The sequence below is a fragment of the Pedobacter sp. AW31-3R genome, assembly GCF_052180285.1.
In the GTDB taxonomy this organism is placed as follows: Bacteria; Bacteroidota; Bacteroidia; order Sphingobacteriales; family Sphingobacteriaceae; genus Pedobacter.
Map to the genome: position 1 here is coordinate 3431059 of NZ_CP197475.1, position 12921 is coordinate 3443979.

At 40.9% G+C, this 12921-nt stretch carries 13 protein-coding genes and 1 tRNA gene; 5 read left to right on the forward strand and 9 right to left on the reverse strand.

Translation table 11 applies throughout. The features are described from left to right. Window positions 1-7: 7 nt before the first annotated feature. Window positions 8-2374 (forward strand): penicillin-binding protein 1C, encoded by a 2367-nt coding sequence (gene pbpC, locus ACSBL2_RS14135; protein ID WP_442587178.1) that lies wholly within the window; start codon window positions 8-10, stop codon window positions 2372-2374. An 82-nt stretch (window positions 2375-2456) separates the two neighbouring features. Here pbpC and ACSBL2_RS14140 read toward each other — a convergent pair whose 3' ends face one another. The 4 genes from ACSBL2_RS14140 to ACSBL2_RS14155 all read right to left on the reverse strand — a co-directional run bounded on the left by ACSBL2_RS14140 (window position 2457) and on the right by ACSBL2_RS14155 (window position 4737). Then, window positions 2457-3155, reverse strand: coding sequence for a lysoplasmalogenase (locus tag ACSBL2_RS14140; RefSeq protein WP_442587179.1), 699 nt, complete (start codon window positions 3153-3155; stop codon window positions 2457-2459). 90 nt (window positions 3156-3245) lie between these two features. Further along, window positions 3246-3554 (reverse strand): RNA recognition motif domain-containing protein, encoded by a 309-nt coding sequence (locus tag ACSBL2_RS14145; protein WP_037439924.1) that lies wholly within the window; start codon window positions 3552-3554, stop codon window positions 3246-3248. A gap of 141 nt (window positions 3555-3695) precedes the next feature. Then, window positions 3696-4403, reverse strand: a complete 708-nt coding sequence (locus tag ACSBL2_RS14150) for a DUF421 domain-containing protein (RefSeq protein ID WP_442587180.1) — start codon at window positions 4401-4403, stop codon at window positions 3696-3698. A 79-nt stretch (window positions 4404-4482) separates the two neighbouring features. Next, window positions 4483-4737, reverse strand: coding sequence for a hypothetical protein (locus tag ACSBL2_RS14155; protein ID WP_442587181.1), 255 nt, complete (start codon window positions 4735-4737; stop codon window positions 4483-4485). Window positions 4738-5029: 292 nt separating this feature from the next. On the opposite strand from ACSBL2_RS14155, the gene ACSBL2_RS14160 reads away from it, so the two are divergent. Then, window positions 5030-5102 (forward strand) — tRNA-Lys (locus ACSBL2_RS14160). Between the two features lie 484 nt (window positions 5103-5586). Here the strand turns inward: ACSBL2_RS14160 and ACSBL2_RS14165 are convergent. Both ACSBL2_RS14165 and ACSBL2_RS14170 read right to left on the reverse strand, forming a co-directional pair. After that, complete coding sequence (locus tag ACSBL2_RS14165; RefSeq protein ID WP_442587182.1) at window positions 5587-5925, reverse strand: hypothetical protein; 339 nt, start codon at window positions 5923-5925, stop codon at window positions 5587-5589. A gap of 29 nt (window positions 5926-5954) precedes the next feature. Then, window positions 5955-6200: a hypothetical protein gene (locus tag ACSBL2_RS14170; RefSeq protein ID WP_442587183.1), complete on the reverse strand. Its 246-nt coding sequence runs from the start codon at window positions 6198-6200 to the stop codon at window positions 5955-5957. Between the two features lie 809 nt (window positions 6201-7009). On the opposite strand from ACSBL2_RS14170, the gene ACSBL2_RS14175 reads away from it, so the two are divergent. Continuing rightward, entirely contained in the window at window positions 7010-8602 is a 1593-nt protein-coding gene (locus ACSBL2_RS14175; RefSeq protein WP_442587184.1) for a DUF6119 family protein, read from the forward strand. A gap of 393 nt (window positions 8603-8995) precedes the next feature. Here ACSBL2_RS14175 and ACSBL2_RS14180 read toward each other — a convergent pair whose 3' ends face one another. The 3 genes from ACSBL2_RS14180 to ACSBL2_RS14190 form a co-directional block, all read right to left on the reverse strand. After that, window positions 8996-9583 carry a hypothetical protein gene (locus ACSBL2_RS14180; protein ID WP_442587185.1) on the reverse strand — a complete coding sequence of 196 codons (588 nt, stop codon included), beginning with the start codon at window positions 9581-9583 and terminating at the stop codon, window positions 8996-8998. A gap of 197 nt (window positions 9584-9780) precedes the next feature. After that, the gene (locus tag ACSBL2_RS14185; RefSeq protein ID WP_442587186.1) at window positions 9781-10224 is read right to left on the reverse strand and encodes a hypothetical protein; all 444 of its coding nucleotides are present in this window, start codon (window positions 10222-10224) and stop codon (window positions 9781-9783) included. Window positions 10225-10354: 130 nt separating this feature from the next. Then, on the reverse strand, window positions 10355-10651 hold the full coding sequence (locus tag ACSBL2_RS14190) for a hypothetical protein (RefSeq protein ID WP_442587187.1): 297 nt from the start codon (window positions 10649-10651) through the stop codon (window positions 10355-10357). Window positions 10652-10915: 264 nt separating this feature from the next. Between ACSBL2_RS14190 and ACSBL2_RS14195 the strand changes: the two genes are divergently transcribed. Together ACSBL2_RS14195 and ACSBL2_RS14200 are read left to right on the forward strand one after the other, a co-directional pair. After that, complete coding sequence (locus ACSBL2_RS14195; RefSeq protein ID WP_442587188.1) at window positions 10916-11590, forward strand: response regulator transcription factor; 675 nt, start codon at window positions 10916-10918, stop codon at window positions 11588-11590. Beyond that, window positions 11587-12867 (forward strand): sensor histidine kinase, encoded by a 1281-nt coding sequence (locus ACSBL2_RS14200; RefSeq protein ID WP_442587189.1) that lies wholly within the window; start codon window positions 11587-11589, stop codon window positions 12865-12867. Before ACSBL2_RS14195 ends, ACSBL2_RS14200 begins: the two co-directional genes overlap by 4 nt. Window positions 12868-12921 lie beyond the last annotated feature (54 nt).

Below are 12921 nucleotides of genomic sequence, written 5' to 3' on the forward strand. Positions count from 1 at the left end.
TGCGGTTATGGTCCCTTTCCTCGGGGATGGTGTGGTCATTTTATTGTTGTGCTGGTTTTTGCTGGCCCTGCCGGAACGGCTTTTTGAGAGCCCTACTTCCTTCGTGGTAGAGGCCTCAAACGGCGAACTGCTCAGTGCTGCCATTGCGCGCGACGGGCAATGGCGTTTTCCTGTGGCGGACAGTATACCGGAAAAGTTTGTGCATTGTATCACTGCTTTTGAAGACAAACGTTTTGCACAGCATCCCGGTGTAGACATTTTAGCCATGGCGAGGGCAATGCGCCAGAATTTCCGGGCAACAGCCGTAGTCAGTGGTGGCAGTACCTTAACCATGCAGCTCATCCGGCTCTCCCGAAGGGAACACCGCACCATAGGCCAGAAAATCCTTGAAATGATCCTTGCCCTGCGGCTGGAGCTACGCAGTTCCAAGAAAGAAATCATGGCCCTGTATGCGGCCAACGCACCCTTTGGGAGTAATGTGGTGGGACTCGAGGCCGCTTCCTGGAGATATTTCGGGCGCAAACCGGAATCGCTCTCCTGGGGTGAGATGGCCACACTGGCCGTCCTGCCGAACAGTCCGTCCCTGGTCCATCCCGGGCGCAATACTCCACGACTCATCAAAAAAAGAAACTACTTACTCGATAAACTCGCCAGGCTGCAGGTCATAGACCAGGAAACAGCAAACCTCTCCAAACTCGAGCCCGTACCGGGGAAGCCATTGCCACTTCCACAGAATGCTCCTCACCTGCTCAACAGGTTCAAAGCGGAAAGGGCCTCCCTCCGAATTCCGGACACACGGATCACCTCCACACTGGATGGCGCCTTACAGCTCAAGATCAATGCGGTATTAAGGCGCTATAACAACCGTTACCGGGCGAATGACATCAACAACATTGCAGCACTGGTCCTCGATGTAAAAAAGGGAACAGTACTGAGTTATGCCGGGAACATTTATCAGCCTGAAAACAAAGAGCTCGAAAGCCATGTGGATATGATCAAAGCACCGCGCAGTCCGGGCAGCACATTGAAACCCCTTTTGTATGCAAGCATGCTAAACGACGGGCTCATCCTGCCAAAAACCCTGATCGCAGACATCCCTACGCAGATCGGCAATTATTCCCCGCAAAATTATGACCTGGGATATGACGGGGCAATTCCGGCAGATCAGGCATTGAGCCGCTCGCTGAACATCCCTGCGGTAAAACTCTTGCAGGCCTACAAATATCCCCGTTTTTATGACCAGTTGAAAAAACTGGGATTCTCAACACTCAACCAGCCTGCAGACCATTATGGCTTATCGCTCATCCTTGGGGGAAGCGAGGTCACCATGTGGGATCTGGCAAAAACCTATATGGGAATGGCAAGGACCTTAAATCATTTCAATACCTATGGGGGAAATTACGATCCTGCAGATTATGCCACACCAGTATATGTAAAAGAACGTGCTGAGGTCAAAAAAGAAGATCCCGACCTGCAGCGGAATTCGATCCTGGACCATGGGGCCATCTGGAATACCTTTAATGCGATGGAGGAACTGATGCGTCCGGGTGATGAAGGTTTATGGGAACAGTTTTCATCTGCCCAGCGCCTGGCCTGGAAAACAGGAACAAGTTTTGGATTCAGGGATGGCTGGGCCATCGGTCTGACGCCAGACTATGTCGTATGTATCTGGGTAGGCAATGCAGATGGTGAAGGCCGTCCGGGATTAACAGGAATCGACGTAGCCGCGCCAGTATTATTTGATATCATGAGACAACTGCCAGCAGGAAAATGGTTTGAAACACCGCTGAAAAAGCTCAAAAAGATATGGATCTGCAAACAAAGCGGATACAAGGCCGGAGAATTTTGCACGGACCGGGAACTACAATTAAACTCCCCTGCTGGGGAAAAAACAGGGGTCTGTCCATATCACAAACGGATTCACCTAGATCCCAGCGGTAAATTCAGGGTCACGGATGCCTGCATGCGGATCAATGACATGGTTCATCAGTCCTGGTTCATTCTTCCTCCATCGATGGAATACTATTACAAGAGTAAACACAGTGACTACAGGATACTACCATCCTATTTGCCGGGTTGCGGGGATGCAGGGAATAACAGTGTGATGGAGATGCTGTATCCAAGGAACAATGCTTCGATCTATATTCCTTTGGAAATTGATGGTACCCGGGGGAAAGTCGTATTCAATGCCACACACCGGAATGACGCTGCAAAAATTTACTGGCATGTAGATAATGAGTATGTGGCCACAACCGCCCATGACCATCAGCTCGCCTTGAGTCCGGCGCCGGGAAAACATACCCTTACCCTGGTAGACGATCAGGGAGAAAGGCTGGTGTTCCAATTTACAATCCTGGATAAAGAAAAACGGTAGTGATCTTATGGCAAGCTCAGTATGTAACATTTGACCCATGACATCTCTTCAGCTGTCAACATTCTTTGCCAGAATTGCCGGTTTAGCTGTCAGATGCTGTGCGCAGGAGTTGTCTTTCCACTCCTCCCAGGATCAGGAGATATTGCGCAGCCATATAGGTCACCATCACCACAGTATCATTTAACTGAAATGGTTGTATAAAATGGCTGTAGGCCAGTGCAGCAGTAGAAAACACCAGTAAAATTGCTCCGCTGAGAATCAGATTAAAGCTAATTGCATTCACGCGCTGGTTACGGAAGGAAGCCATCATCACCAGTAGAGCCATGATAAAAGCATGGGCAATCACGGGCAATTTATAAATGCCTAAATGCGGTCTGAGTATAAAGTAAAATGTGGTGCAAGAGATAAGGCTGCTGAGGATAGCGATCCTCGCTCCTTTTTTATCCAGCTCCTGTGCGGAGCGAAAATCGAGATAAAAGGCGCTGATATAAAAGATGTAACCGATTACGTGTGCAACCAGTCCGTATAAAAAATACGATGGATTGTGATTTTTCATGAGGATAAGGGCATCTCCTGTAAGGGAGAAAACCAAACCTGTAAATAATCTTTGATGAAAACGCCCTTTTAGCCTCGTAGCGATACTGAGGAATAATAAAAGCACAACAGTGATACATGGTGTACTGATCTCATTGAGTAGTGACCAGTTGTTGATGCGGGCCAGTACTACAAGAACAAATACTATCGCATACGCGATACTAAACTGTAGATGTTTTTTATTCATGCAGTTGAAATAAGAGCCAGGCAATAATGCAATTAAAACCTGGTTCTCTATGTGATGATAGAAAAATAATCAATCAACGGGAAGGACTAATTAATAGCTGCGTTCTCTGTTGTTATTGTTACGTTTAAAACCACCGCCAGCATTTCCACCAGTATTAGGTTTTTCCTGCGCTTCAGCAACTTTGATGCGGTTACCATTGTAATCACCACCATTCATTCTCTTGATCGCTTCTTTCGCCTCTTCTTCAACAGGCATTTCAACAAAACCAAAGCCACGGCTCTGACCAGTTTCACGATCTTTGATAATTCTAAGTGATTTTACTTGACCGAAATCACCAAATACGGCTGTTAATTCATCTTCCCCAACTTCTAAAGGAAGGCCTGTAATAAATATCTTCATTAATGTCTAAAAATTTTCTTCAAAGGTACAATAATCATACCGTTATATTGCAACCTAAGTGTAAGTTATCTATAATTTATTTGTTAAAAATTAAACGCTTTTAGCGTTTTTGTTATCCAATGGCTAAAAATAGGCATTTATTTAGGTAATTCGCCTATTTATGATCGATTTGACCCATTTTTTCCTGGAACAATGTTCGCACTGATGTTCTTCTGCAGGCGCAAGTAATTGGGTGTTCCCACAAAACGTACAGGAGTAAAAATCTTTATGCTTGATCATACTGTGCTGATTTTGGTACAGGGATGGTAATATCGGCAGTCCGTACCTGACTTCTTCATCGGGATAAAAGAAAAGACTGATGCTGCCAGAGGTTTCAATGATGGCCAGTTCTACCTGTCCGAGGTGGGAAACGCTCTTTAACCTGAGCTCAGAGAAAAATTCATCCTGTGCCATAGATTCTTTTTTGAAATTATGGATAGAGAACCTGCCGTTTTCAATCAGGCAGGTGCAGCTTCCTTCCAGGAGTTGTTCTGCCTTTTTACTTTTCCCTACCAGATAGGCAGTGAGTTTATAGGCAATGACCACAACGATGAACACGAGTAAGGCGGAGGCAATACCTACTTCCTTGTAAAACATGGGATCGCCTGCAGCTGAACCCAGACTGATGATCACTACCATCTCGAATACGGAAAGTTGCTTCACTCCTCTTTTGCCCAGGGTTCTTAGACTGAGCAGGACGATAAGGTACATGATGAATGTACGGATGATGATTTCCGGAGCAAAGGCCAGGCCCTCCTCCCCTAAAAGAAGTTTTTCCAGTTTGTCGAGACTCAGTATCTGTAGCAGCATTGATTGGCTTATTTATTTGATGTAACACCTAAATAAGCATTGTGTTTTGAAGGATGTCCTGAGTTTTGATTTTTTCCGCCTATGATTTGATGGCCTGTGCTTTTTCAGGTTTGATCTTAAACTTTCTTTCCATGCAGAAATCCCGGCCGTCGTAGCTCCATTCCACAAGTGCATTCCATAATCCGGATGCCATACCTTTTAATGGAATGGTAAGTTCTCCGTTCTGGTCACTTCTATAACTTTTGATCTGGGTTTCCATTGCCGGTTCCGACTCGCAGGTAAAAAAGATTTTGACTGCAACAGGATGATCGAAACTAAAATTCATAGTTTTCATCTTTTTTGAGATTAAGCCGTTTAAAAATATACAGTTTATAATTGGTTGCGAATGAATCAATTGGAAAACAACGGAGATAAGGGAATTGTTTTGGGTTTGGATGGAAAAGCTTTGAAAAGATGATTATAATCAGAGGTTTACGGATATTTTTGGTGATGATTTCGTGGTTTTTGAGGGTGTGGAGGTGTTTTCCTGGTATTTGTAGCTGAGAAAAATAATTCAAATAATTTCACAGATTTAATTGCAAGTGAATATTAAATTTCTATCTTTGCACTCCCAACAAAAAGGGAATGATTCCGTAGCTCAGCTGGTAGAGCATTACACTTTTAATGTAGTGGTCCTGGGTTCGAATCCCAGCGGGATCACAGAGAATAGTATAAAAACTACGTAAAAGCTTGCAAATCAAATGATTGCAAGCTTTTTTGTTTTCCTGGAAAACCCAAAATATTCAGAAAATCACATAAAAATAGAGTTATTCGGGGAGTAAATTTTGGGAATGGCATACTCACCGAAAACAAAGTAAGTTATCGACTTTATTCGTTGGAAGCTTACTTTTCTTGAAATAAAAGGTATTATAGTCTTTTCTCTTTCCACAAAGCTGACACGGTACACTATTTTTTAGATACCCGATAAGCACCTTTTGAACATGTCTTGGTGCAAATCCCTCGTAGATGCTTTCCTTGCAGTATTTTAATATCTCAGGAAACCTGACACTTCATCAAAAAAGTCCGTTCTGGTCATAAAGTTAAAGCATTCATCTATCTCAGAAATTGTCTGTTTCACTTTCGGATACTGTTTTGTTTCCTCCCGCAGTCTATAGAGCAATTGATGTGATTTTCCAAGCGAAAATTAGGCTTCAAAGTGCCTTACGTCAGCTTCTTCATACCAATCAAATACACCGGCCTTAATTTTCTTCGCTCTTTTTGGATGGTTCTTAAAGAATTGATTCACATTAAAATTGAAAATCTCCGCCAGATCATAAAGGTTGGTAAATGTGTACTCCTTGGTCGCATCAAACTTATCTATTGCAGCCACATTCTGAACAGGCAAACTGAGCAGAATGGCCAGATCTTCCTGAGTGTAACCATATTCAATTCTTTTGCTTTGTATTTTCTCTACGGCATCAATATAAACGTTGTACCTATCAGACCAAACCTCTATACTTTTAATTTTTTTATCCGTTTCCATAACCGTAAATCTTGAAGTGATCGGTCTAATTATTCGCTCAGCAAAGTTGAATTATTGGGCGTAAGCACCTTTAGATTAACAGCAGCCTCATGTTTTAGAACTTCTATCTTGCGCCTGCACATCCTTTTAGCTAGCCCCATAAATTGATTAATGCGCTGATAGAGTGACTGTACATCCTGCTCAACCACCACAAACCCACTTCCATACCGCGATTCGGAATAGCTTTTTGTCAGCAGATTGAACAGACGATGGTCTTCTGCACTGCCTGTTAGCATTGTTTTAGAAGGTAGATCAGAAAAGGAATTGCATAATCACAACATGCGCGATAAATTATGGGTTTCAGTGCAGTAGCCTATGTTTACCCTAATCATGATCATACAACATTGCTCAACGACCTGATGTAATAAAAATGCGGTTACCAGATAATCCTGCTTGTGCAGACATTCCAGAGCACTTCGCAGAAAGCCTTCTGCTATGGGAATCCGCTGATTAAAAAAATGTTGGGTAGCTTCTATAGACTTATCCAGATTGAGATTTCCCCTGAAATTTCAGCTCTACAATGAAAGATCAATCACTATTTAACCGAAGTTCAATAGCAACTCCGAAGGGAGCTTTCTGGCCCGCTCGTAAGTGCGGCAAGGGCTTTTTCGGGGAACTCCCAAATTAAGATTTGATTTGTTTGCTCTCGCACTTTAGTATCAAAACCATGCTTGAAGTCGATCAAATATTTTTTTGATTTTAAGCGGTCTGCCGATGATTAATTGAAGAAGATCAGCAGGCTTGTCTAACAAAAGACCGAAGCAAAACTTTATTGTTTGGACTTATCAAAACTGGTTCTCCTCATCAACTATTTTGCATTACGGTTTTCCGTAAAGGCGGCCTAATAAATAATAATATCTTTGATAATTAGGTAATCATCCTGATTGTTAGTAACTTACTTTAAATACAAACGCTCTAAATGAAAATTATAACCGTAGATCTTCCAAAAACTGTTCGGGCAACCTTAATTAATTGCATCAGCATTTTCGGTTCCGAAAATAAATATAATAGAAACAATCATTTTTACCAACTTTTTTGATCTGTTTTGGCAGCCATAAAACCTACTATTTACCTTATCAAGGATAGCGTAAAGGAACCAAAACATATCTTCAAAAAAAACTACAGATTAACATCGGTTGAAAAGGATGATATCATCCTTTTCTATAAAGCGAGCAATAGTAAAACTCCTGATTGGGCCGATTATTTGGCAGAAAACTTTGAAGTTAGCACCAAACCATTTAAAAATTCCTCTTCCTATGCGGTTATCGTCGTAAAGATCGATGGGAAGATGTTGGCTATTCCTTTGGGTATGGGGCTGCATATGCTCGACCTCACAAAGACAGACTATAATTTTGGATTAAAAACGGCCATCAACTGCATTCCAAAATCCGAGATAAGACAGATCGACACCACTACACCTGAAACCAATTCGCAAAAAACGAAAAAGCAGGCTGTTACCGGATCAACGCCAGAAGATTTCGGCATCAATAAACAGAAGGACATATTGAGGGGAATTGTTGGCAAGCTCCCTAAAGACCACGAGCTGGGCGAGGCTCTAGAAGGCAAGGACAGCCTGAGAGTGGTCAAAAGCATAGAAGGTTTCGTCAAACTAAAATCCCTGTGCAAAAATGTGCTAAACCATTTTGCATCGACGCATTACAAAGTTGATTACCCATGGATAGACAATATTGCGATGGTGAGGGACAAATCATTGATCGAACAGCTGACAAAGCAATTGGCTAAGACACTCAAAGCAGTCAAGTTCGATGACATGTTCTTCTCTCCTCCAGTATATTATGAACTTATATTTGACTTCAACGGCTTTGTTTTCTCGACAGGTGACGGCACTCGCCTGAACAAAAAGGACGCTTTTGAGATGCCTGATATGTCTGACTGGAAAAAAAGTGTAGGGAAATCCATTAAGGAGATGTCCTTTGAAAACATTGACAAATTCAAAGTTAACCTTGTAAGCGAAACCCATGAACGAGAAATAGACTGGCCTCTACAACGTTGCATTTCATGGGAGACCGATTTTAATGGCATAAAATACATACTTTCCGAAGGCAGTTGGTATGCTGTTGCCGCTCCATTTTTTAAATTGGTAGATGATTTTTACAAGACCAGGATCTTAGATCCTCATAACCTTCCAACACCGACAAAAAGCAAGATCAAGGAAAGCGTGTACAATGAAGAGATCAGTAAGGCGTTAAAAGGCCGTTTTCTATTTGACCTAGGAAATGCAAAATCCAAAGCATATAGCCTGGGTAAGGATAAAAATGAAGCTTGCGATGTTTTTGATACAAATGACAAGACTTTTATCCATGTTAAAATGGGCAAAACCTCACCTTCACTGAGCCATCTTTTCAGGCAGGGTTCATTCAGCGGCCAATTACTGAAACAAGACCTAAGCAGTCGAAATGAATTTAGAAAGCATTTGGCTACCCATGGATGTACCGCAAACATCGTAACAGAACCTTATGTACCTTCACAATACAAGGTTGTCTTTGCATTGGTTTTGGGAAAGACACAAAAGAAAAACATTCCTTTCTTTAGTAAAGTGTCTTTTAGGGATGCTGCAGAAAATATACTAGAATTAATGGGCTATGATTGCAAATTAACATTCGTGATGCTACCTTAACTGCACGAGTCTCTACCATTAGGGGGCAAGATCCAGTTGTGTAAAGTTTGACATCTAACTGCCAGCATTGGTTGATCTTAAGAGCTTCCCGTCCGGTAGCCCTTAAGGCGCGGTAAGTTATCAGCACAAAGAGAAATTCCATCGGTAAAAAAACACAGGTTGGTCATTTGGGGGTACTAATCAAGAAAAAAAATCCACGGCATCAAAAAATGACAACAATTAATTTAAAATCATTTAACTGCAGAAGCAAACCACAGTGCGATGAAAGTAATAATCAGATACTAATACCTTTTTTGTTGATTTTAACATGAGATCGCCAGCCTTTGCGATCCTGCTGGCAAGTGCGAAAAACATTGATTCTTAGTAGGATCAAATCTATTATATAAATATTTACTACAATGAAGTACCTCTATATGGTTTTAATATAAAGAAATCTGAATTGCTTTCATTTATAACCCCTTTCAACAATTCTCTATTCGTGCTTAATAAATCGATATTCAAATGATCCAATATTTTTATAACAAAAGGTAATTCACAATGTGAGATATCAATATTTGTATAAAATAAATCATTTTCATTAAACACCCCATATGGATATGAGATAAGGTCTTTTGAGAATTCCATCAAATCATCTTCACTGAAAATCAAGGCGCCTTTAAATTTATTTGAAATATTGTTTTGCTTGAATAAGTTTCGCAATGAGGATAAATTATCCTCATTATTCGGAAACCACTCGAAATCTTTCTTATCATGATTCACTATCCAAGAACAACCGTGATCAAATATTGATATAATTTTCTTAAACAATGGCCCATATATTTCAATGAATTCAGACAAGTTAATTTTCTCTACTTTCTTATCTAATTGAACTGAAACACCATACCATTTGACTAATGAATTAGATTCCTCAAAAAGGAATTTAATATATTGATGTTTATCATAAGGGAGTTTTTTCGTATAAGATTTCTTAAATTCTATCATACTATTATTTTATAAATTAAGGAAGTGTCAATAATTCAAGTGATCCTCCTTCGGTTTCTGCCCCCCAATGTAGCAATACCTCATTTAACAGTTTCCCATATAGCAGCACCAATTGCTACTCCAACACAGACTTTAACGGAAATTTCAACAGTTGGATATACCGTTCGGTAACCAGATCCTTTCTCCGGCTTCACATCTCAATGCGAAACATGCGTACCACCGTGATCGTCGGGAACCCAAATATACCCACTCTTATCAACCCATCCAGTTCCACGTGAACTACGTGCTTTCCGGGCACCAGATTTCGAAGGTTTATAAGCCACACTTTCGAGCGGAGGATTTTTTATATCCTCTAACGACAGTTTCTTATTGTCGTCACTCTCATTTTGATTCTTTTTTCCTCCTTCGGTGTTCACAGAGGCAATGTTTTGATTTGTTGGTACTAAAAGTTGTCCAGCATCGTAATTTCTGCTAGACCCAATACTTCGACCAAAAACATCTAGACTGAATATATTAAAAGACATTGGAACTTCAGGAGGTCTCTGCGCCCTAATTATCACTTCAGACAGTTCTTGAGCGTCATCGGCATATATTATATATTCAATCAACATCGATGAAACGCACTGGATTGTTAAGCGCATAATTGTAAGGACAATTTCTGCGACTTATTTCAGAAAGTGGGTCTATAGTGTTAAAAAGCCCTACAACCAGACCATAAAACCGCCCCCGTAAACTGGTGAGTATCGGCATTGAAACCGGCAATCACTAGATCTATAAAGTAATCATTTTTATAATAAAATATAGAATAATGCCTCCAGTTATTAAAGCTATGAAGCCATTGACATGCCAAAACTTCTTTACCCACTCTCTAAAAAGGAACATATTCAAAATACTTATGATGAAAATTCCTAATATTAGAGCCACAATAACGTAAATACCTATAACAAATGGAGCTTGAGCACTTGAATCAGTGCCAGCACTTAAAACGGGAATAAATAGCCACAAACTCAAACAGATTACAATCCATAATAAATACAAATTAACAGGACCAATTTTTATATTTTTCATATATACCTACTGCTTTACAAATTTTCCATTTATAAACTTATAATTTCCTTCTGACAAACCTGACATCACTTGAATAAAGTTCACAATTGAATGCCCACAATATGAAGATACATTATCATTACTACTCTTTTCTTCTCTGCCTAGTTGTTTGGCATGTTGAGCATTGGAACCACAATGATCTGACCATTGGGTGATCCAAAAACGTGTTAGAAGGTATTAACGCCAATTCAAAATTTCTACAGATTTGAATTCTAAATTTACTCAATGAAGGTACTGAACATTGAAGACGAGATGGAGCTGGCCAATAGCATTATAGCCTATCTTTCAACAGAAAACTATAGCTGTGAACTTGCTGCGACCTTTGCTCAGGCGATGCAGAAAGTAAATACTTACAACTATGATTGCATCCTGTTGGATATCTCGCTGCCTGACGGCAACGGACTGAAGGTATTGGAGGAACTAATGCTTAAGGATAAGCAGGATGGCGTCATTATCATCTCTGCCAAAGATTCGATTGATGATCGGATCAAGGGACTTCAAATCGGTGCAGATGATTATCTGGTTAAACCATTCCACCTCTCCGAACTTGCGGCGAGAGTATTCTCCCTGATCAGGAGAAAAAAATTCGGCAATGCCAATATCATCAGACAAGGAGAACTGGAAATAAATCTGCCTGCAAAGACAGTTTCAATTGATAGCCGACAGGTGATCCTCACCAAAAAGGAATTCGACCTATTGCTCTATTTTATCGGAAACAGGAACCGGGTACTCTCAAAAAGCACTTTGGCAGAACATCTTTCCGGTGATCTGGCAGACATGCTGGACAACCATGACTTTGTATATGCACACGTCAAAAACCTGAAGAGGAAACTGACTGAGGCGGGAAATGGACAATACATCAAAACAGTTTATGGTACAGGCTACAAATGGGAAGGATGAAGAATTTATTAGAAAAGTCGCTCAGACAGCTGACCATTTTTGCCTTTGCGGTATTTGCATTGAGTATTCCCTCCTATCTTTTTTTGGTCGACTGGATCTGGTTAAAGGAACTCGACGAAAACAATGAACTTATTGCCCAGCGGATAGAAAATGAATTCAACGAGCAAAAAATAGGTGATCAAAAATTGGATGAAAGCATCAGGTTTTGGAACGAGATACAGCCGGTCAGTAAGATAGAAAATGCCAGGCCCCTGTTGACGGACAGTATGTACACCATAAGACGGAAAAATTCCTATGCCAAAAGACATGTAGTAGACCGCTTTAGGGGGCTTAGAACTAACATCAGGATCAACGGACGCAATTTTGTATTGACGATAGAGACCAATGTGGAGGAAACCGAGGAGACCGTGGCGTATATTGCTGTGGTTACACTCCTATTCTTTATGATACTTGTGGTAGGTTTCTGGATCTTAAACAAACGGCTTTCAAAAAAAATATGGCAACCCTTTAAGAACACCCTACAGCAACTGAAATCATTCCAGTTGAACGGTCAACAACAGATCGCTTTTCAGGATACGGATATCGTCGAGTTTGCCGAACTGAATGCAACATTGGACAGATTGATCCAGCATAATGTAACCGTTTATAAGAACCAAAAGGAATTTACCGAGAATGCCTCTCATGAATTGCAGACTCCCCTGGCGATACTTAAGAATAAGCTGGATATCCTTTTACAGAGTGATGAGCTGACCCAGGAGCAGTACTATATTGCCGAAGAAATGAACAAGGCCCTCATCAGGAGTTCAAGAACCAATAAAAACCTGCTATTGCTTGCCAGGATAGAGAATAGCCAATTTGATCGTTCGCATGTAATTGTTGTGGACACTTTGCTAGTTCAGAACATTGAAGCACTGCAGGAGCATTTTGAGGAAAAAAATATCAGCTTCAAGACCATTATTCTTCCACCAGTCCAGGTAAAGGGAAACCAGAGTCTTATGGAAGTGATGTTCAATAATCTATTGGTAAATGCCCTTCGCCATACGCCACAAGGCGGCGCGATCAGCCTGGAGCTCTCAGCGTCCTTACTTGAAGTTAGGAATTCAGGTGTACACGCGCTCCAGCCACAATTGCTTTTTAAAAGATTTTCAAGAATTTCTTCCGATAACAGCGGCAGTGGACTTGGGCTGTCTATTATCCAGGAAATATGTCATCTCCATGGTTGGCGGGTAACGTATCATTTTGAAGATAATGAACATATTTTTTCACTAAGCTTCTAAAATTCAAAATTTCTTCAAAATCGTTGTTCAGGTTTGCTGGATAAAACATCCGGT

Excerpts from the sequence above, each read along its gene's own strand:
- pbpC (WP_442587178.1), top strand. The coding sequence starts at position 8 with ATGGTCCCTTTCCTCGGGGATGGTGTGGTCATTTTATTGTTGTGCTGG.
- ACSBL2_RS14140 (WP_442587179.1), bottom strand. The coding sequence starts at position 3,155 with ATGAATAAAAAACATCTACAGTTTAGTATCGCGTATGCGATAGTATTT.
- ACSBL2_RS14145 (WP_037439924.1), bottom strand. The coding sequence starts at position 3,554 with ATGAAGATATTTATTACAGGCCTTCCTTTAGAAGTTGGGGAAGATGAA.
- ACSBL2_RS14150 (WP_442587180.1), bottom strand. The coding sequence starts at position 4,403 with ATGCTGCTACAGATACTGAGTCTCGACAAACTGGAAAAACTTCTTTTA.
- ACSBL2_RS14155 (WP_442587181.1), bottom strand. The coding sequence starts at position 4,737 with ATGAAAACTATGAATTTTAGTTTCGATCATCCTGTTGCAGTCAAAATC.
- ACSBL2_RS14165 (WP_442587182.1), bottom strand. The coding sequence starts at position 5,925 with ATGGAAACGGATAAAAAAATTAAAAGTATAGAGGTTTGGTCTGATAGG.
- ACSBL2_RS14170 (WP_442587183.1), bottom strand. The coding sequence starts at position 6,200 with ATGCTAACAGGCAGTGCAGAAGACCATCGTCTGTTCAATCTGCTGACA.
- ACSBL2_RS14180 (WP_442587185.1), bottom strand. The coding sequence starts at position 9,583 with ATGATAGAATTTAAGAAATCTTATACGAAAAAACTCCCTTATGATAAA.
- ACSBL2_RS14185 (WP_442587186.1), bottom strand. The coding sequence starts at position 10,224 with ATGCGCTTAACAATCCAGTGCGTTTCATCGATGTTGATTGAATATATA.
- ACSBL2_RS14190 (WP_442587187.1), bottom strand. The coding sequence starts at position 10,651 with ATGAAAAATATAAAAATTGGTCCTGTTAATTTGTATTTATTATGGATT.
- ACSBL2_RS14195 (WP_442587188.1), top strand. The coding sequence starts at position 10,916 with ATGAAGGTACTGAACATTGAAGACGAGATGGAGCTGGCCAATAGCATT.
- ACSBL2_RS14200 (WP_442587189.1), top strand. The coding sequence starts at position 11,587 with ATGAAGAATTTATTAGAAAAGTCGCTCAGACAGCTGACCATTTTTGCC.